18 protein-coding genes are annotated in these 17,350 nt (G+C 60.6%); 7 read left to right on the plus strand and 11 right to left on the minus strand.

Annotated features, from left to right (window positions below; genetic code table 11):
- Nucleotides 1–4: 4 nt before the first annotated feature.
- Entirely contained in the window at nt 5–2,314 is a 2,310-nt protein-coding gene (locus tag H045_RS04995; RefSeq protein ID WP_049818525.1) for a hybrid sensor histidine kinase/response regulator, read from the minus strand.
- 170 nt (nt 2,315–2,484) lie between these two features.
- Between H045_RS04995 and H045_RS05000 the strand changes: the two genes are divergently transcribed.
- Together H045_RS05000 and H045_RS05005 are read left to right on the plus strand one after the other, a co-directional pair.
- A complete protein-coding gene (locus H045_RS05000) occupies nt 2,485–3,375 on the plus strand; it encodes an ATP-binding protein (protein WP_003233336.1) in 891 nt (296 codons plus the stop codon).
- Nucleotides 3,372–3,854 carry a GAF domain-containing protein gene (locus H045_RS05005; RefSeq protein ID WP_003233334.1) on the plus strand — a complete coding sequence of 161 codons (483 nt, stop codon included), beginning with the start codon at nt 3,372–3,374 and terminating at the stop codon, nt 3,852–3,854. Before H045_RS05000 ends, H045_RS05005 begins: the two co-directional genes overlap by 4 nt.
- On the opposite strand, the gene H045_RS05010 is transcribed toward H045_RS05005, so the two are convergent.
- From H045_RS05010 to H045_RS05045, 8 genes are all read right to left on the minus strand, one after another.
- On the minus strand, nt 3,855–7,493 hold the full coding sequence (locus H045_RS05010; RefSeq protein ID WP_015371616.1) for a transporter substrate-binding domain-containing protein: 3,639 nt from the start codon (nt 7,491–7,493) through the stop codon (nt 3,855–3,857).
- Nucleotides 7,494–7,501: 8 nt separating this feature from the next.
- Complete coding sequence (locus H045_RS05015) at nt 7,502–8,128, minus strand: response regulator transcription factor (RefSeq protein ID WP_015371617.1); 627 nt, start codon at nt 8,126–8,128, stop codon at nt 7,502–7,504.
- A gap of 256 nt (nt 8,129–8,384) precedes the next feature.
- Nucleotides 8,385–8,780 (minus strand): response regulator, encoded by a 396-nt coding sequence (locus H045_RS05020; RefSeq protein ID WP_003233329.1) that lies wholly within the window; start codon nt 8,778–8,780, stop codon nt 8,385–8,387.
- 169 nt (nt 8,781–8,949) lie between these two features.
- Nucleotides 8,950–10,281, minus strand: a complete 1,332-nt coding sequence (locus H045_RS05025; RefSeq protein WP_003233327.1) for a deoxyguanosinetriphosphate triphosphohydrolase — start codon at nt 10,279–10,281, stop codon at nt 8,950–8,952.
- A gap of 71 nt (nt 10,282–10,352) precedes the next feature.
- On the minus strand, nt 10,353–11,516 hold the full coding sequence (locus H045_RS05030) for an EAL domain-containing protein (RefSeq protein WP_015371618.1): 1,164 nt from the start codon (nt 11,514–11,516) through the stop codon (nt 10,353–10,355).
- A 102-nt stretch (nt 11,517–11,618) separates the two neighbouring features.
- Entirely contained in the window at nt 11,619–11,960 is a 342-nt protein-coding gene (locus H045_RS05035; protein ID WP_003233325.1) for a hypothetical protein, read from the minus strand.
- Entirely contained in the window at nt 11,957–12,346 is a 390-nt protein-coding gene (locus H045_RS05040; RefSeq protein WP_003233323.1) for a phage holin family protein, read from the minus strand. Before H045_RS05040 ends, H045_RS05035 begins: the two co-directional genes overlap by 4 nt.
- Before the next feature lie 3 nt (nt 12,347–12,349).
- Complete coding sequence (locus tag H045_RS05045) at nt 12,350–12,664, minus strand: ElaB/YgaM/YqjD family protein (RefSeq protein ID WP_003233321.1); 315 nt, start codon at nt 12,662–12,664, stop codon at nt 12,350–12,352.
- A gap of 220 nt (nt 12,665–12,884) precedes the next feature.
- Here H045_RS05045 and H045_RS05050 point away from each other — a divergent pair, with 220 nt between their 5' ends.
- The 3 genes from H045_RS05050 to H045_RS05060 all read left to right on the plus strand — a co-directional run bounded on the left by H045_RS05050 (nt 12,885) and on the right by H045_RS05060 (nt 14,491).
- Nucleotides 12,885–13,121 (plus strand): glutaredoxin family protein, encoded by a 237-nt coding sequence (locus H045_RS05050; RefSeq protein ID WP_003233319.1) that lies wholly within the window; start codon nt 12,885–12,887, stop codon nt 13,119–13,121.
- Nucleotides 13,122–13,195: 74 nt separating this feature from the next.
- Nucleotides 13,196–13,531 carry a hypothetical protein gene (locus tag H045_RS05055; protein WP_032870336.1) on the plus strand — a complete coding sequence of 112 codons (336 nt, stop codon included), beginning with the start codon at nt 13,196–13,198 and terminating at the stop codon, nt 13,529–13,531.
- 69 nt (nt 13,532–13,600) lie between these two features.
- Nucleotides 13,601–14,491, plus strand: a complete 891-nt coding sequence (locus H045_RS05060) for a pseudouridine synthase (RefSeq protein WP_003233316.1) — start codon at nt 13,601–13,603, stop codon at nt 14,489–14,491.
- A 53-nt stretch (nt 14,492–14,544) separates the two neighbouring features.
- On the opposite strand, the gene H045_RS05065 is transcribed toward H045_RS05060, so the two are convergent.
- Both H045_RS05065 and mobA read right to left on the minus strand, forming a co-directional pair.
- Entirely contained in the window at nt 14,545–14,766 is a 222-nt protein-coding gene (locus tag H045_RS05065; protein ID WP_015371619.1) for a YgdI/YgdR family lipoprotein, read from the minus strand.
- Nucleotides 14,767–14,847: 81 nt separating this feature from the next.
- Nucleotides 14,848–15,450, minus strand: coding sequence for a molybdenum cofactor guanylyltransferase MobA (gene mobA / locus H045_RS05070; RefSeq protein WP_015371620.1), 603 nt, complete (start codon nt 15,448–15,450; stop codon nt 14,848–14,850).
- A gap of 76 nt (nt 15,451–15,526) precedes the next feature.
- Between mobA and moaB the strand changes: the two genes are divergently transcribed.
- Nucleotides 15,527–16,066 (plus strand): molybdenum cofactor biosynthesis protein B, encoded by a 540-nt coding sequence (gene moaB / locus H045_RS05075; RefSeq protein WP_003233310.1) that lies wholly within the window; start codon nt 15,527–15,529, stop codon nt 16,064–16,066.
- Nucleotides 16,050–17,276, plus strand: a complete 1,227-nt coding sequence (locus H045_RS05080) for a molybdopterin molybdotransferase MoeA (protein ID WP_015371621.1) — start codon at nt 16,050–16,052, stop codon at nt 17,274–17,276. Before moaB ends, H045_RS05080 begins: the two co-directional genes overlap by 17 nt.
- The last annotated feature ends 74 nt before the right edge of the window (nt 17,277–17,350 follow it).

Consider the following 17,350-nt stretch of genomic DNA (forward strand, 5'->3'; position numbering starts at 1 on the left):
CAGCTCAACGCGCTGGCGCTTCAGGTACCCACAGGTCCAGCAGGGCATTGAGTTCCTCGCGGCGGAACGGTTTGGCCAGGTAATCGTCCATCCCCGCCGCTCGGCAGCGCTCGCGCTCTTCGGACAGCGCATTGGCCGTCAAGGCGACAATCGGCAGATCCGGCCAGCGGCCACTGCGGCGGATCTGGCGGCTGGCTTCGTAGCCGTCCATCACCGGCATGTTGCAGTCCATCAACACCATGTCAAAACGCTGTTCCTCGAGAAACCTGAGCGCTTCGCCGCCATGGGCCGCCACGATCACCTCACAACCCAGCTTGGCGAGCATGCCTTTGGCCACCAATTGGTTGACCGGGTTGTCCTCCACCAGCAGGATGCGCGCCCTGTGTGCCGTCGGCGCGGTTTCCCGCTGCACGGTATCGAGCGCCAATTGCGTGTCGCTGCGCAGGTTGCGCTGCAGGATCTGGTACAACGCATTGCGGCTCAACGGACGCGCCTGTTGCTGCAAGGGCGCGAACGTGGCGACCTCTTCGCTGGGCATGAAATTACCGTAGGCGGTGACCACAAGTATCGGCGCGCAAATGCCCGGGCGGATGCGGAACAGGCATTCCGGGCAGTCGGTGATCAGCAGGTCGGGCGCTTGCCCGGTCATGTCGTCATCCATCGTCACACAGCGCGTGCTCAGTCCCCAGTGCGGCAACAGGGACGTGAGCAGCTCCGTCAGCCCGCTGCCTGCGTGGGTGATCACCAGCACTTCACCTTTGAGTGGTGCTTGTCGGCTGGCGGGCAGGTGGGTGGGCAGCGGCAGTTCGGCGCAGAACTGGCTGCCAAAGCCCACTTCGGAACTGATGCTCAACCGTCCGTGCATGGCTTCGCACAGGTTATGGGTGAGCGCCAGGCCCAGCCCGGTGCCGCCAAACTGGCGAGTGATGCCGGCGCCTGCCTGGGTGAACGGCTGGAAGATTTTCACCTGCGCGTCCTGGGCGATGCCGATGCCAGTGTCGCAGACCTCGATTTTTACCTGACCGTCCTGGGCGCTGAGCCGTACGTCCACACGGCCGAAACGCGTGAACTTCAACGCGTTGGAGAGCAGGTTGCTGACGATCTGCCGTACCCGCGTCGGGTCACCGAGCACCTGTGCCGGAAAATGCGGGTCGATCAGGCAGGTCAGCTCGACGCTCGGCGCCGCGTTTTGCGACAGCAGGTTGGCGGTGTCCTCCACCATGGAGCCCAGGTCGAACGGGATGCGCTCCAGCTCCAACTGGCCCGCGTCGAACTTGGAGAGGTCGAGAATATCGTTGAGCAAGTCCACCAGCACCTTGCCGGAGTCGTGGGCGATCGACAGTTGCTGACGCTGTTCGGCGTTCAGCGGGCTGTCCAGGGACAGCGCGATCATGCCGAGCAAGCCATTGAGTGGTGTACGGATCTCGTGGCTCATGTTGGCCAGGAACGCCGCCCGCGCCTGGGCCATGCCCAGGGCGTTCATCTTCGCTGCCTCCAGCTCATCGTTCGATTGGCTCAGGCGCTGGTTGCTGGCCTTGAGCTCCAGAGTGCGCGCCGAAACGATATCTTCCAGCTGCCCCAGGTACTCGGTGAGTCGGTCTTCGGCGTGGCGGCGCTGCTGGATTTCGGTCTGCATATTGTCGAATTGCTGGTTGGCCATGTTGACCAGTACACCGATCTCATCCTGTTCATGCCCTGGCGGGCAGTCCAGGCGCGCCTGCTTGCGGGTGCTCAACTCGCGGATGATGCGCACCAGCGGCTGCGTCAGCATCACGTAGAACAGGCCCAGCAGAATTCCGCTCAGCAGCAGGCTGCGCACGAACCCGTTGAGCAGCGTGATCTCGGCGCGGCGCAGGAAGCGGCTGCCGAAGGCATAAGTGTCAACGTCCAGGTACAGCACGCCGAGTGACTCGTCGGGCATGTGGCTGAGGAACAGACGGTCTTCGAATTGGCGATTGGCGCCAAACAGGAAATCACTGATGGGCCTATAGGTGCCTTCGCTGCGCGGACGATTGACGTCGGCCAGTATGACGCCGTTGTTATCGACCACTTGCGCGCGAATAATGGCGGGGGAATGCAGCAGGCCGAGGGTCAGTTCCTTGGCCAGTTCAGCGTCGATGTTGTAGGCGATGCGTGACGCAGGGTTATGGCTGATTTCGATCAGCGAGCGAATTTCACGGTTGATGGAGGCGTCTTCGCTGGCATAATCAATGCCAATTTGCCCAAGGCTGAGCAAGGTTCCCAGGATGAAACCTACCAGCACAGTCAATCTGGCTTGTTTATAAGACAAGCGGTGGGCGAACCTGATATCCATCGAGTGTTGAACCACTTCACGTTTCCTTTCGCCCGGCAAGCATAGCTGAACATCCAGAGGCCAAGGCTCGCCCGGCACGAATCGGTTATTTTTACAGGTGCAGCCTGCTGCGGCCAGCAGCACAGCTGCCAATACGCCATCTTTTTCAGGAACTTGCCAGAGGAACAGACGTGGACTCTCGATTGAACGCTTTTCTTGAGCGTGCCGACGCGGTACTCGCGCGGCTGGAACCCTTGTTACCCGCGCCACGCCAAGCCATCGACTGGCACCAGTGCCTGGCCGCTCGCTGGCAGCGCGAAGGCCGCAGTGGCTTCCTGCTGCCGCTGGAAGTCAGCCTCGACATGCGCCTGTCCGACCTGATCGGCGTAGACAAACAGCGCGAGCAACTGGCACGCAACACCCAGCAGTTCCTTGACGGCCTGCCCGCCAACCATGCGTTGCTGTGGGGCTCGCGTGGCACCGGCAAATCGTCCATGGTGCGCGCCTTGCTGGCTCAGCATGCCAAGGCCGGCTTGCGCCTGATCGAGATCGAGCGTGACCACCTGGCTGATCTGCCACGTGTGGTCGAGCAGCTGCTCAAGCTGCCGCAGCGTTTCATCCTGTTCTGCGATGACCTTTCGTTCGAGGCCGGTGAGGGCGACTACCGCATCCTCAAGAGTGTGCTGGACGGCTCCCTGGAGCAGGCGCCGGATAATGTGCTGTTGTATGCCACCTCCAACCGCCGTCACCTGGTTCCGGAACACCAGAGCGACAATGACAACTGGAAGCACGTGGACGGCGAACTGCACCCCAGCGAAGCGGTGGAAGACAAGATTGCCCTGTCCGACCGATTTGGCTTGTGGCTGTCGTTCTATCCGTTTAGCCAGGAACATTTCCTCGATGTGGTCGAACACTGGATCGGCGAGTTGGCAAGCAAGGCCGGGCTGCAGTGGCAGCGCGATGAAGCCCTCGACATCCTCGCCGTGCGCTGGGCCACCGGGCGCGGCAACCGTAACGGCCGCTGTGCGTATCAATTCGCCCGCTATTGGGTGGGTCTCAAATTGCTGGAGCGTCAACCATGATCGATTTACAACACGCGGGCACCGGCCTGGACGGCTACGCCATGTTATGCGCGCAGTTGGAGTCGCTGCTGGCGGATGAACGTGATTTCATCGCCAACAGTGCACAGTTTTCCGCGTTTCTGTTCAACCAGTTGGACGACCTTAACTGGGCCGGTTTCTACCTCAATCGTGACGATGAGCTGGTGCTTGGCCCGTTCCAGGGCCAGATTGCCTGTGTGCGCATTCCGTTTGGTCGCGGTGTATGCGGCGCGGCGGCGGCCTCGCGGCAAACCCAGCGGGTTGAAGATGTTCACGCATTTGCCGGGCATATCGCCTGTGACAGCGCTTCGAACAGCGAGCTGGTGGTGCCGCTGATCAAGAATGACCAACTGATTGGCGTACTCGATCTCGACAGCCCGTCGCTGGCCCGTTTTACCGAGCAGGACCAGGCGGGTATCGAACAACTGGCGGCCATTTTTCTGCGTTTGACGGATTGCTGATCAGTCTTGCGCCTTCAGGCTGTTGAGTTGTATGTGCAGCGTTCTTTCCAGCTCGAGCATGCCTTTTTCCAGGACCTTGATCGCGGCTTCGATTGCAGGCCAATCATCTTCCCGGGCACAGGCCTGTTCCACGGCCTCGCACTGAGCGGCCAGGGCGCCGGCCTGGACGATGCGTGCGGCGCCCTTGATTTTATGCGCCTGCTCGATGAACTCTTGAAGCTGCGCGCGCCGCGTCGTGAGGGCCATCAACTCCTGACGGTCATCACGGCTGCTGCTCAATAACTCTTCCAGCAGGCGACGACTTAATTGGGCGTCTCCTCCCGTCAAGTGGTCGAGGCTGGCAAGGTCCAGGGGTGTGCCACGCGATTGGCGCTCCACCTGCGCCAGTTGTCGCTCCAGCACCGTTAGGCTGATCGGCTTGAACAGGCAGTCGTCCATGCCAGCCTCCTTGCAGCGCAGTTTCTCCTCCGGCTGGGCGTTGGCGGTAAAACCCAGCACCACGCAGGGCGGCAGTTGCTCGCGCTGTTCATACTCGCGGATCGAGCGGCTCAACTCGTAGCCGTTCATGATGGGCATGTTGCAGTCCGCGATGACCAGGTCGAAATGTTCCTGGCGCCACGCCTGGAATCCGGCCGCACCGTGTGGAGCGGCGGTGAACTGATGACCCAGGTAACCCAGTTGCTGGCACATCAGCAGGCGGTTGGCGGGGTGGTCATCCACCACCAGCACGTTGAGTACCGGCGCAGGGGCGGGGTCGGCCGGTTTTGGCTCGTCCATCCGCTCGACCGGCTGCAGGCTGGGCATTTTCAAATGGACATGCACTTGGGTGCCGACCATCGGCACACTGCTCAGACTCAGTTGACCGCCCATCATGGCGCACAGGCTGCGACATATCACCAGCCCCAGTCCTGCGCCGCTCCTGGCCAGGTGTCCGGAATTGTCGGCCTGGGCGAAGGGTTCGAACAGGCGCATCTGGTCGTCCCGGCTGATGCCGATGCCGGTATCCTCGACTACCAGTTTCATCTCGACCTGCTGCGGCTGGTCGGTGGGTTGCACGTCCACCTTGATCTTTACCTGCCCGTGTTCGGTGAACTTGATGGCGTTGCTGACCAGGTTCGACAGTACCTGTTTGAAGCGCAGCGGGTCGATCAGCACTTCGGTGGCGTCCAGCTCCGGCTTGAACTCAAGCAGCAGGCTGAGGGTTTTCTGCCGCGCAAGGCCGTCGAATACGCGCACCACCGATTCAATCACTTCCCGCAGGTTCACCCGCTCCGGTGCCAGGCTCAAACGGCCGGACTCGATGCGCGCAATGTCGAGGATATCGCCAATCAACTCCAGCAAGTCCTTGGCCGAGTTGTAGGCCACCTCGATGGCCGGGCGATCGAGGTGGCCCTGGTCGGCGCGCTTGAGTGTCAGCTCGAGCATGCCGATCACTGCGTTCATCGGCGTGCGGATTTCATGACTCATGGTCGCGAGGAAGGTGCTTTTTGCCCGATTGGCTTCGTCGGCGCGCTCCTTGGCGGCGCGCAGCTCGTCGAACAGTTGGCGGCGATCACTGATATCGATCCAGCCACCGATGATGCCCTGGACCTCCCCGACCGAGTCGCGATAGGGAAGAATCCAATGGTAGATGGTCATTTTTTTACCCTGGATATGCAGGGTGCGATCCAGAATCAGCGGGTTGCCCTGTGCTACGACGCGCTGGTAATCAGCGTGGTATTGCGCGGCCTCGGCCTCGATGGCCATGTTCATCTGGATCACGCTTTTGCCGATCACGTCTTCTCGCTTGACGCCGAACACTTGCAGGTAACTGTCGTTACAGGTTTGCAGCAAGCCCTTGCGGTCTCGCACATAGATCGGATGTGGGGTTTCGTTGACCAGTGCACGCATGAACTCGAACTGGTCGTTAAGCGCTCGCTCAGCCAGTTTTCGCTGGGTGATCTGGCGGCGCATGTAGGCGTTCCAGGTCAGGGAAATCAGCAGTAGCAGCCCGGCGCCGATGATGATCTGCGTGATCAGGCGGTGGTAGTTGCGCCAGTAGCTGTCGGAGGCCGCGGAGTATCCCCGCCAGCGACTGTTGATGACGCCCAGCTCGTCCGGGGCAATGCTGAGCAACGCCTTGTCGAGGATCGAACTCAGCTCGGTGGCCTTGCGCGATGTGGCCAGGGCAAAAGTGGCTGAAAGGGTGCCGATGCTGGTGCTGATCTGCAACTTGTCCTGAAACGCCTGGGAAGAAAGCAGGTAATTGGCAATCACCAGAGAATTCACTGCGCCATCCACCTGTCCCTGGACCAGCATTTCAGAGGCCTTGAAGGTATTGCCGGCCTCCACCAGTTGAATCTGCGGGAAGTCCTGGGCGAGCATGTTTATCAGTGGATTGCCTTGGGTGATCGCCAGGCGCTTGCCCGCCATCTGCTCCAGGTTCAAGGGGGCTTGCGGCTCCTTTCGCGTCAACAGTACGTAGGAGTTTTCCAGATAGGGGCGGCTGAAGTTGAGTTGGTCCTCGCGTTCATCGCTGGGAATAATGGCCCCGATGATATCGGCTTTCCCCGCGCTGACCTCCTCGATCATCGAGCTGACTTCGCGTGATCGCCGAATCTCGAAGCGCAGGCCGGTGCGCAGCCGAATCAGTTCCAGCAAGTCGGCCGTGATGCCGCGGAAGTTGCCGTCAGCGTCGAAAAACGTCAGCGGTGCGAAGGTTTCATTGACCAGCACGCTGACTACCGGATGGTCCTGCAGCCAACGTTCTTCGCGCGGGGTGAGGTGCAGTTTCTTGTCGGTGAGCAGGATGTCGCTGCCGGCGCTCCAGCGTTTGGCAATACTGTCCCGTTCGTTGATGGGCACTGCGGCCAGTACCGAATCGACAAGGGACAGCAGAACGCGCTGGTCCTGGCGTAACGCAAAGCTGAAACCGTAGGCTTCATGTTTGCCGAAATTGGCCATGCGCACGTTTTTCAGGTAGCCCTTGTTGATCATGTAGTGGGTGGAGATGGTATCGCCCAGGAACACGTCGGCCTGGTCGAACGCCACCGCGTTCAACGCGTTCTGATAAGAGGGATAGGTACTGATGTGCGCTTGCGGGTACAGCTTTTCCACTTCTTCCAGCGGCAGGTAGTGATACACCAGGCTCAAGCGCAGCCCGGCCAGGTTATCGTTCAGGCTGCGGGTTTCTTCCTCGCGGGTCACCAGCACGGGTTGGTCCACCGCGTACGGCTGCGACAGGATAAGGTTCGGGTTGGCAGCCTCAAAACCGTTGGAGGAGCCCAGCAGGTCTATGTCGCCCGATTCGAGGGCGCGGATTGCGGCCTCGCGTGTGGGATAGCGCAACACGGAGATAGGCAGGTTCAGGGCATTGGCCAGCAACCCTGCGTAATCGGCGGTCCACCCCTCGTAGTCGTAACCGCTGGAGGTGAGGTCGAAGGGCGGGTAATCGGGCGCAGCAGTCCCCAGCACCAGTTCGCGTTTGTTCTGCAACCACTGACGCTGAGTCTTGTCCAGTCGAGACTCCAGTTGAACGGCACCCGCACGGCTCAGTAAGGTGAAGTGTTCCGGGCCGGTTTGATGATCGGCGGGCGCGGTCGTGCTGAAGCATACGCCGGCAATTAATATAACCAAATAATCCTTTATACGGCTGGGCATCCGCTTTCTCACACTAGCGCGTTTCGTTTTGCCATCTCGATAAGTTCTACCAAGGACTTCGCTTTCAATTTTTGCATGAGTCGTTTTTTGTAAGTGCTTACGGTTTTATTACTTAAAAACATACCTTTAGCTATTTCCTTGTTAGTGCGACCCTGTGCAAAAAGTTGCAAGACCATCAGTTCCCGGTCATTTACCATTTTAAATAATTCAAGTTCCTCGATGTCGTTGCCGTCCACGTTGCCGGCGTTCAATGCCTGGCTGGGAAAGTAGTTGTAACCGGACAGCACGGCACGGATGGCGCTCAGCAGTTCACTCAGGTCACCCTCTTTGCACACATAGCCGTCGGCACCTGAGCGCATGCAGCGTGTGGCGAACAGGGTCGGGCACTGGGCCGTGAGGATCAGGGTCTTCATCGACGTGTTCATGGCGTTGAAACGGCAGAGCACTTCCAGGCCATCCAGTTTCGGGATACTGATATCCAGAATGATCAGGTCGGGCATGCATTCGCGCACCATCTGTATGGCGTCGCAGCCATTATCCGTTTCACCGACGACTTTATAACCTTCATGCTCCAGCAACATTCGAATCGCCAGCCTGATAACGGGATGATCATCAATGATAAAAACGGTGTTCATAATCTCATTCCATGCGAGTGCAAATAAAGCGGGCACATTAGCTCAGAAGATGAGGGGGGAGCATGAGCCTTGGGGGCGACAGGTATAAAACAGGAAAATTCCTACATAAAAAGAGGTGGCAACCTACGCAGCGGTAAGGCGTTGTAGTGTCTGGTGTAAGCAAATTATGATTAGAGAACATCACTGGCAGTGCGAGATGAGGTCGTTAGTTTTTCAACTCATGGGTTCGCGCAGCTTGATGTTTAAAGTCCTACATTCAGCGTTGAAGTAGCGGCGCCATCAGAATGGAAAGTTCGTCTTTATTTAATGGCTTGGGCAAGTAACCCAGGATGGGCAGGCCGCGTTGCAAAGCCTGTACGGTAAGGCTCGATAGCTCCACTGCCGGTAGCCCGCTCAGAAGAATGGCTGAGGTAATGAAATGCTGGCGGCTGGCAATTTCCACCAGCTCCAGCCCCGGCAGGTCAGGCAGGCATTGGTCGCAGAGCATGAGATCGAAAGGGGCGTTGGCCGCGCACATCGAATGGATGGCTTGTTCAGCGTTTTCTGCGAGGGTCAGGTGCTCGAAGCCGAAGCTTTTGAGCAGACATTGGGTGGCCAGGAGTTGAAAGGGATGATCCTCCACCAACAGGATGCGAACGGTGCGAGCGGGCATGGAAGGCACACGGGGAAGTCAATCGTCGATAGGGGGCTTGGGAATGACTCGCTGAGTCGGCCAGAAGCTTGCGCAATTATTCTTTGGATAACTGCGCGAATTCGATCAGGCCGCTCTGTTAGCTCTGTAGGCAATTTCTGCTCACACAACAGGCGGCTTGATCCCAGGGTCACTTCGGACTCGAACGCCCAGTCATCTCCCGTGCCATTTGCGTGGCGTAGCTGTCGGTCATGCCGGCGATAAAGTCGATCATTCGCAGGAAAGAAGCGTGCAGCGACCAGGCCGGGTCCGGCGCGCTGTTGCCCAGCAGGTCAAGGATGCGCCGGTTCTTGAACGACGGCGTGCGTCCGCCATGCTGCTCCAGTGCGGCACCGCAAAAAGCGTTCAGCAGGATTTCCAGCGTGGTGTAGGCGCCGATTTCATGCAGGGTCTTGCGCTTGTCCTGGAATATTTTCTTGCGCGCCATGTCCTTGGCATCCAGTACGCAGCGCTTGGCCGGGCCGTGCATGTGCTCCACCAGATCGCCCGGCAGGGTACCGGCCAACAAGGCGTCCTGCTGCTCAACGAAGGCGCGCGCCGCAGCGTTGGTGAGATGTTCGATGGCCTTGCCACGCAGGATTGCCAGCTTGCGCCGCCGCGAATCCTCGGCACCCAGCTGCCGGTAGGTCTGCGGCAGGTCGTCGCCCACCAGGTCGAGCAGCAATGACTCGACCTCGGCGTATTCCAGCAGCTCCATTTCCAGGCCGTCTTCGAGGTCGATCAAGGCGTAGCAGATGTCGTCGGCGGCCTCCATCAGGTAAACCAGCGGGTGGCGAGCCCAGCGTTGTTCCTCAAGTTGCGGCAGACCGAGCTTGTGGGCGATCTGTTCCAGAATCGGCAACTCGCTCTGGTAACAACCGAACTTGTGCTTTTTATAGCCCAGGGCGTCGGCGTGACGTGCGGTCCAGGGGTATTTCAGGTAGGTGCCCAAGGTGGCGTAGGTCAGGCGAGTGCCACCGTCGAACTGGTGATATTCCAACTGGGTGAGTACGCGAAAGCCCTGGGCATTGCCTTCGAAATTGAGGAAATCGTTGCGCTCGGCGCCGCTCATATCGTCCAGCCAGCCGCGGCCTGCGGCCTGCTGGAACCAGTGGCGGATGGCATCTTCGCCGGAATGGCCAAATGGCGGGTTGCCGATGTCGTGAGCCAGGCAGGCCGATTGCACCACCATGCCCAGGTCGCTCGGGTCGCACCAGTCGGGCAGGGCGCTGCGCAGGGTTTCGCCCACGCGCATGCCCAGGGAGCGGCCCACGCAACTGACTTCCAGGGAGTGGGTCAGGCGCGTGTGGATGTGGTCGTTACTCGACACGGGGTGCACCTGGGTTTTGCGGCCCAGGCGGCGAAATGCGCCGGAGAAAATGATGCGGTCGTGGTCTTTGTGAAACGGGCTGCGGCCTAGTTCTTCCGGGCTGTGCAGGGGTTTTCCAAGACGTTCGCGGGTCAGCAGGGTGGGCCAATCCAAGGCGGTTACTCTCCGTGCGGTGAATGACCCGCCCAGCTTCCCGTTTCCGCCCTGGCGGGGCAAGCAAAAATCTACAGGCCGGCCGCATCGATGTCGATTAACAGCAAGCGCTGACCGTTGTCGAAGAATTGTCCGGCCGTGAGGCAGTATTGGTTGGTGGTGGCGTCGCGGTAGGTCGACGAAAGGATCAGGCGCCGCTCTTCCCAGCCTTCGGCAAGCAAGTGGTAGAAGTACGGACGCCATGACCAGTTGTGGCCCAGGTAGCGGCTGTCGCCCTGCCAGGCAGACTCGCGCCATTCGATATTGGGTGTCAGCTGGGTGCCATGGCGGTCGCACTGGTAGAACCGCAACAGCCAGGGGAACGCCGCCATGGGCGGTAATTGGTCCAGCGGCGCCTGGCCCTGGGCCCAGCTCTGCAGGATGCTCATCAGTTGCGTCAATTGCTCGCGCAGGTGCATGACGCGCCCGCGTTCTGCCAGCTTCTGCCGCACGTACGCGTTGCGCAGGTGGGCAAAGCGCGGCACGAAGGTGTCGGTGGCGAACCAGTCCAGCTGCGCCTGGGCGAACAGGTAGCCTTGCACATAGCGCGAGCCGCATTCCAGAGCGAAGCTCAACTGGGCTTCGGTTTCCACGCCTTCGGCGATGATCCAGCAGCCGGTTTTTTCCGCCATCTGCGCCAGTGCCCGCACCACATCGCTGCTTGGCCCGCCTTCGGCCGCCGCCTGGAACAGCCGCATGTCCAGCTTGAGGATGTCCGGTTGCAACGCCAGCACCCGGTCGAGCTGGGAATAGCCGGCGCCAAAGTCATCAATGGCGATACGCGCACCGGCCTCGCGGTAACGCACCACTACATCGGCCAGGCGCTGGATATCGCCGCCCAGCTCGGTGATCTCGAACACGATGCGTCGTGGGTCGACAGCGTGGCTCTGCAGCTGTTTCAGACTCGGCAGCGCCTGGCCTGGGCGCAGGCGATTGATCCAGCGTGGCGAGATATTCAGGCTCAGGAACCAGTCCTGCGGCGCTTCATGCAGGCGGCTCAGGGCGTTGTCGCGGATCCGCCGGTCCAGGCGACGCAAGGCCGCCCCCGGCGTGCGTGGGTCGGCAAACAGCGGGCCCACCGATTGCAGGCTCCCGTCAGCCTGGCGCAGGCGGCCCAGGGCTTCGACGCCGGCAATGCGTCCGGTGGCGGTATCGATAAACGGTTGGAAACAGGCGAGCGGTTGCCCGTCGATCACGGGGCCTCCTTAGCACGTGGGCAAAAAAAGGCCCGGCTCTCGATATCGAGGCCGGGCCGTTTCTATCTCTGACGATGCTTGCAAGAATGCAGCCAGCAGCGCTCAGCGTTTGCGTGAAGCACCCGCCATCGCCAGTTTTATCAGCGGGATCAGGCCGGCGCCCAGTCGCACCAGGCGCGTCACGCTGCTGATGCTGCCGCTTTTAGCGCCCTTGCCGGTGAAGAACCCCATGAGGGTGACGGCTGCCATACCCCACAGTGGCGCATGTTTCACGCCCAGGCTGTCCTGCCAGTTGTGGCGCATGTCGCGCATCTTGTGCAGGGGCGCCATCAATTGCTGGGATTCGTGGCGAATCTCCTGCCGGTGCATTTCCATGCGCAGGCGAATCAATGCCTTGCGCATGTCGCGGCGGGAGTCGGTGTTTACAACTTCATTGCGGCTCATGGCAACAGGCGCTCCCGATCATTGGCCAGCTCTTCGAGGGTGGCGTGGAACGGCGTGGATTCATCGAATACCGCCGCTTTCAAACGCACCCCGCAGAAGACTGCAGCCAGGCTGTAGAACACACACAGGCAGATGATGCCGGTCAGGCGATAACCCGTGTCCCACACCAGGATCATCACCAGCGTCGACAACCCCACCAGTAACAGCAGCGCAAACACCAGCGCCAGACCGGCGAACAGCAGCAGGCTGACGGTACGGGCTTTCTGTTCCTGCAATTCGATGCCGAACAACTCGACGTGACTGTGCAGTAAGCCCAGTACGGCTGCGCCCAGACGTCGTGAAGTCGAACCTTGGCCCGTGGACGAGCCGCTTTCGCCGATAGCCATGATTTAGCGCCTTGTAGCCAGCAGACCGATCAAAAAGCCAACGCCGGCAGCAATGCCGACAGACTGCCAAGGGTTGGCCTGCACGTAATCCTCAGTCGCGGTAACGGCCGCCTGCCCGCGCTCGCGAAGGGAGTCCTCGGTGGCTTGCAGGGTTTCGCGTGCCTTGAGCAGGCTCTCGTGAATCTTGCTGCGCAGCTCATCAGCCTGGTCGCCGGCGAGGATTGCGGTGTCGTCCAGCAACTTTTCGGTATCGCTCACCAGGGTTTGAAAATCCGCCATGAGGATCTCTTGGGCGGTCTGTGCTGTTTTTCTGGCCATGGTTATCTCCGTGATTGGCTGATCGGTACGTGTGGTTTCGAGTCGCGGGCGTTGCCGAAGGTTCAGTGTAATTGTCTGCTGAAGCTTTTGCCGTACCTTGGTGCGCAGGCTTCGCGGTTGCGCTGAATGTGGGCGGGCTGGCTGTGAACTTTGCAAGGCTGTGCTGAATGACTGAAACGCTTAAAATGATCGCCTGTTTTTCGATCAGGTCCCCTGCACCATGCTGCCTGAATGCCAGCTGTTCGGCACCCTGGGTTGCCACCTGTGTGAGATAGCCGAGGCCCAAATCATACCGTTGGTCGAACATGGGTTGTGGGTGGAACGAGTGGATATCACCGCTCCCCAGGACCTTACCGACCTTTACGGCCTAAGGATTCCGGTACTTCGCCGGGTGGACACGGGCGCCGAACTGGATTGGCCGTTCGACACCGCCCAAGTGGTTGCCTTCCTTGGCTGACATGCAGCCCATGGCGGATTTCCGAATATTACTTTACTGTATGTTTGTACAGCGATTGAATTGAGGGAACGCCCGTGGTGAATGTTGAACAATTGAAAAGCAGCGTCAATCGCATGTCCGCCGACATCGTGCGCGATGCGGTGAACGAGCTGCGCCTGGATGGCTTGGTCACGGAAGGCAAGACGCCGTTTAACAAAGTGCATTTCAACACCTGCTTTGCGGAAATCGAGGCACTGTTTCAGCGCGCCGGTTATCACAAGCAGCTGGATGTGGTGGGTTACCAAGGCTTGTTATATGCGCTCTACGATCCTGGCCGCTGGGAAGCGGTGGACGTGTTGCGCTGGCTCAAGGAATTCACCGAGGCGGCCAGTGCTTCACCGGTTCTGCGTGCGCAGTTGGCCAAGGCCTGAGATCTGCCCTAGGCTCAATCCCGCTCCATGCGGGATAATGCCAGCTGTTTCAGTCAAGGCCTCTTACGCATGTCCACTTCAGGTTTTTCTGCTTCCCGGCACCAAGCCAGTACCTTGTATTTGCCCCCCGGCCGTTGGCCGACGGTGCTCGAATGCCTGTGCGCGCATTTCCCGGCGATCAGCCGTGAGCAATGGCTTGACCGCATTGCCCGTGGCCGGGTGCTGGACAGCAATGGCAAGCCGATCGACACGCAACTGCCATACAGGGAAGGGCTGTGCATCCATTACTTTCGTGAAGTACCCAACGAGAAAGTGATTCCGGTGCAGGAAACCATCCTCTACGCCGACGAGCATCTGGTGGTCGCCGACAAACCGCATTTTTTGCCGGTGACGCCCGCCGGTGAGTACGTCGAACAGACCCTGTTACGCCGTCTGATTCACCGCCTGGACAACCCGTCGCTGGTGCCCTTGCATCGGATTGACCGACACACCGCCGGGCTGGTGCTGTTTTCTGCCAACCCTCAGAGTCGCTCGGCCTATCAGCAACTGTTTCCCACGCGGCGCATCGACAAATTCTACGAAGCCATCGCCCCTGCCTTACCGAATCTCGTCTTTCCTCTGGTGCACAAAAGTCGTCTCGTGGAGGGCGAACCGTTCTTTCGCATGCAGGAAGGGCCTGGCGTCAGCAATACCGAAACGTCGGTGCAAGTGCGCGAAAAGAATGCCGGGTTATGGCGTTACGGCCTGTTTCCCGTCACCGGCAAGAAGCACCAGCTGCGCGTACACATGACCGCGCTCGGCGCGAGTATCTGCAATGATCCGTTCTATCCAGACGTGGTCAAGGATGCCGAGGACGACTACGCCAACCCTCTCAAGCTGCTGGCCCAGGGCGTACGGTTTATCGACCCGGTCAGCGGGCAACTTCGCAGCTTTCGCAGCGATATCACCCTCGACTGGTAACCCGCGCATACGAAAAGGCCCGCGCGAGGCGGGCCTTGTGTGCAAGCCGTGGCTTACAGCTCTTTAACGGTGCGAACCTGATCTTTATTCAGGCGGGTGCGCTTGCCGTCCAGTTGTTCGAACTCGTAGAAGCCCGAAGACTTGTCGAACGACGGGGTATCGACGGCCTGGATTTCGCGACCGTCATTCAGGGTGATCACTGTCGGCGAGGCGCAACCGGCGAGGGTGGCAAGGCCCAGTGCAAGCATGAGAGCGGCGATGGTCCGTTGAGTCATGAGTTTGTCTCCGAGAGAATACTGCTTCTTAATGGCTGACCTTGAGACGTGTACTACGCCTGCAAGTTCCTTGTGCGAGCTTCATTCTGACACGCCGGGGCTCGGGAGCAACAGGTCCGGCGTATTCAGGTTGGCCAGGCGCGGGTCATCGGCCGGGCATTGCAGGCCGGTCGCACCGCATTGCAGGAAGACTCTGCGCGGGCTGCGCTCACCGCTGTCCCAGGCCCGCTCCACCTCGGCCCTGAGGGTCGTGGGAATGATGCTGATCAAGGGTTCCCAGAACTCGCCGTGACGAACCATGACCGGAAGGTTGGGATTGCGTTGCGCAATCTGACGCAGGTCGGCAAGTAAATGCGCATCGATCTGCGGAGCGTCGCACGGCAGTATCAGCAAATGCCCGTGACGTGCGGCGGCCAGTCCTACGCGGATTCCGGCCAAGGGCCCGGCAAAATCAGCGCTGTCATCGCTCACCAATTGATCGGCATACGGCGCGTACCGTTCCTGGTTGCGGTTGCACGAGATGATCAGATCATCGGTGAGCGGACGCACCAGGCGCTGCAAGTGGGCGATCAGGGGCAGGCCGCGCCAGTCCAGCAAGCCCTTGTCCTGACCGCCCATGCGCTGGCCGCGGCCTCCGGACAGCAGCAGGACCGAGCAGGGCAGGGGGGAAGAATCAACAGACATGGTGGCTCCGCAGCGGCAGCTAAACAGGGGCCTGTGATATAACACCGGGCTGTTCCCTCGACAACCGGACCGAGCCATGAAAGCCAAGGCTGATGCGCCTTTCGTACCCCTCAATATTGCCGTACTGACCGTCAGTGACACTCGTACCCTGGAGACCGACACTTCGGGCCAGGTCTTCGTCGACCGTTTAACCGCCGCCGGCCATCGTCTGGCCGAACGCGTATTGCTCAAGGACGACCTCTATAAAATTCGCGCTCAGGTGGCCCACTGGATCGCCGAAGACGTCGTGCAAGTCGTGTTGATCACCGGCGGCACTGGCTTCACTGGCCGCGACAGCACGCCCGAAGCCGTAAGCTGCCTGCTCGACAAGCAGGTCGATGGCTTTGGCGAACTGTTCCGCCAGATTTCCGTGGTCGATATCGGCACCTCCACCGTGCAGTCCCGCGCCCTGGCTGGTCTGGCCAATGGCACTCTGGTGTGCTGCTTGCCGGGCTCCACTAATGCCGTGCGCACCGGCTGGGACGGCATCCTCGCCGAGCAACTGGATAACCGCCATCGCCCCTGCAACTTCGTGCCCCATTTGAAGCAGGCCGAGCCCTGTGAATCACGTGGGTAAGCCTGGCAAGACCGGTGCGCTGATGCCGGTGGAAGACGCCCTGCAACGCTTGCTGGACATGGCTGACGCAGCGCGCATCACCGAGCGCGAAGTGCTGGCGCTTGCTGACTGCGATGGCCGCGTGCTGGCGCAGGACTTGGTGTCCACCCTCGACCTGCCACCCTGGCCCAACAGCGCCATGGACGGCTACGCGCTGCGCCTGAGTGACTGGAACGGCGAGCCATTGGCGGTGAGCCAGCGCATCTTCGCCGGTCAGGCGCCGGCGCCGCTGGCGGCAGGCACCTGTGCACGGATCTTCACGGGGGCGCCGGTGCCCGAGGGCGCCGACTGCGTCGAAATGCAGGAGAACGCGGTTGTTCACCTCGATGAACGCGTGAGCTTCAGCGAGCCGTTGCAAGTGCAGCAGAACATCCGGCCCCAGGGCCAGGAAACCACTGTCGGTGAGCAGGTGCTGGCCGCCGGCACGCGCCTGAGCCCGATAGAACTTGGGCTGGCTGCCTCGCTTGGGCGTGATCGCCTGGACGTGGTGCGCCGCGTGCGCGTGGCCGTGCTGTCGACCGGCGATGAGTTGATCGAACCCGGGCTGCCCCTCGGCCCTGGCCAGATCTACAACAGCAACCGCCGCGTATTGTGCAGTTGGCTGACGCGCATGGGCTGCGAAGTGATCGACACCGGCATCCTGCCGGACGATCTGGAACAGACCCGCGAACGCCTGGCGGGCCTTGGCAGCGTCGACCTCATCCTCTCCACCGGCGGGGTCTCCGTGGGCGAAGCGGACTTCCTCGGCATCGCGCTGCGTGAAGAGGGCGAACTGGCCCTGTGGAAGCTCGCGATCAAACCCGGCAAGCCGCTGACGTTCGGACATTTTCGTGGCGTGCCGGTGATCGGCCTGCCCGGCAATCCGGCGTCCACCCTGGTGACCTTTGCGTTGCTCGCTCGGCCTTACCTGTTGCGCCGCCAGGGCGTGCCCGACGTCGAGCCGCTGCGTTTTGACGTACCGGCGGGATTCGTCTGGCCAAAGCCGGGCAATCGCCGCGAATACCTGCGCGGGCGCATCGAACAGGGCCGGGCGATCATCTACCGCAACCAGAGCTCCGGCGTGCTGCGCAGTGCGGCGTGGGCCGAGGGGTTTGTGGAAGTGCTGGAGGGCACCACACTGGCCATGGGTGACCGGGTCAGCTTCATCCCCTTGAGCGAAGTCTTGAACTGACCACCGATCCCACTGCGGGCGAGGGTAAGCCCTCTCTTGTATCAAGCAAAAAATAACCTGTTGATTTTAAAGCC

The organism is Pseudomonas poae RE*1-1-14 (assembly GCF_000336465.1).
In the GTDB taxonomy this organism is placed as follows: domain Bacteria; phylum Pseudomonadota; class Gammaproteobacteria; order Pseudomonadales; family Pseudomonadaceae; genus Aquipseudomonas; species Aquipseudomonas poae.

Bases quoted from the DNA above. Each gene is read 5' to 3' on its own strand.
- H045_RS04995 (WP_049818525.1), bottom strand. From the start codon at position 2,314: ATGGATATCAGGTTCGCCCACCGCTTGTCTTATAAACAAGCCAGATTG.
- H045_RS05005 (WP_003233334.1), top strand. From the start codon at position 3,372: ATGATCGATTTACAACACGCGGGCACCGGCCTGGACGGCTACGCCATG.
- H045_RS05010 (WP_015371616.1), bottom strand. From the start codon at position 7,493: ATGCCCAGCCGTATAAAGGATTATTTGGTTATATTAATTGCCGGCGTA.
- H045_RS05015 (WP_015371617.1), bottom strand. From the start codon at position 8,128: ATGAACACCGTTTTTATCATTGATGATCATCCCGTTATCAGGCTGGCG.
- H045_RS05020 (WP_003233329.1), bottom strand. From the start codon at position 8,780: ATGCCCGCTCGCACCGTTCGCATCCTGTTGGTGGAGGATCATCCCTTT.
- H045_RS05035 (WP_003233325.1), bottom strand. From the start codon at position 11,960: ATGAGCCGCAATGAAGTTGTAAACACCGACTCCCGCCGCGACATGCGC.
- H045_RS05040 (WP_003233323.1), bottom strand. From the start codon at position 12,346: ATGGCTATCGGCGAAAGCGGCTCGTCCACGGGCCAAGGTTCGACTTCA.
- H045_RS05045 (WP_003233321.1), bottom strand. From the start codon at position 12,664: ATGGCCAGAAAAACAGCACAGACCGCCCAAGAGATCCTCATGGCGGAT.
- H045_RS05050 (WP_003233319.1), top strand. From the start codon at position 12,885: ATGCTGCCTGAATGCCAGCTGTTCGGCACCCTGGGTTGCCACCTGTGT.
- H045_RS05060 (WP_003233316.1), top strand. From the start codon at position 13,601: ATGTCCACTTCAGGTTTTTCTGCTTCCCGGCACCAAGCCAGTACCTTG.
- H045_RS05065 (WP_015371619.1), bottom strand. From the start codon at position 14,766: ATGACTCAACGGACCATCGCCGCTCTCATGCTTGCACTGGGCCTTGCC.
- mobA (WP_015371620.1), bottom strand. From the start codon at position 15,450: ATGTCTGTTGATTCTTCCCCCCTGCCCTGCTCGGTCCTGCTGCTGTCC.
- moaB (WP_003233310.1), top strand. From the start codon at position 15,527: ATGAAAGCCAAGGCTGATGCGCCTTTCGTACCCCTCAATATTGCCGTA.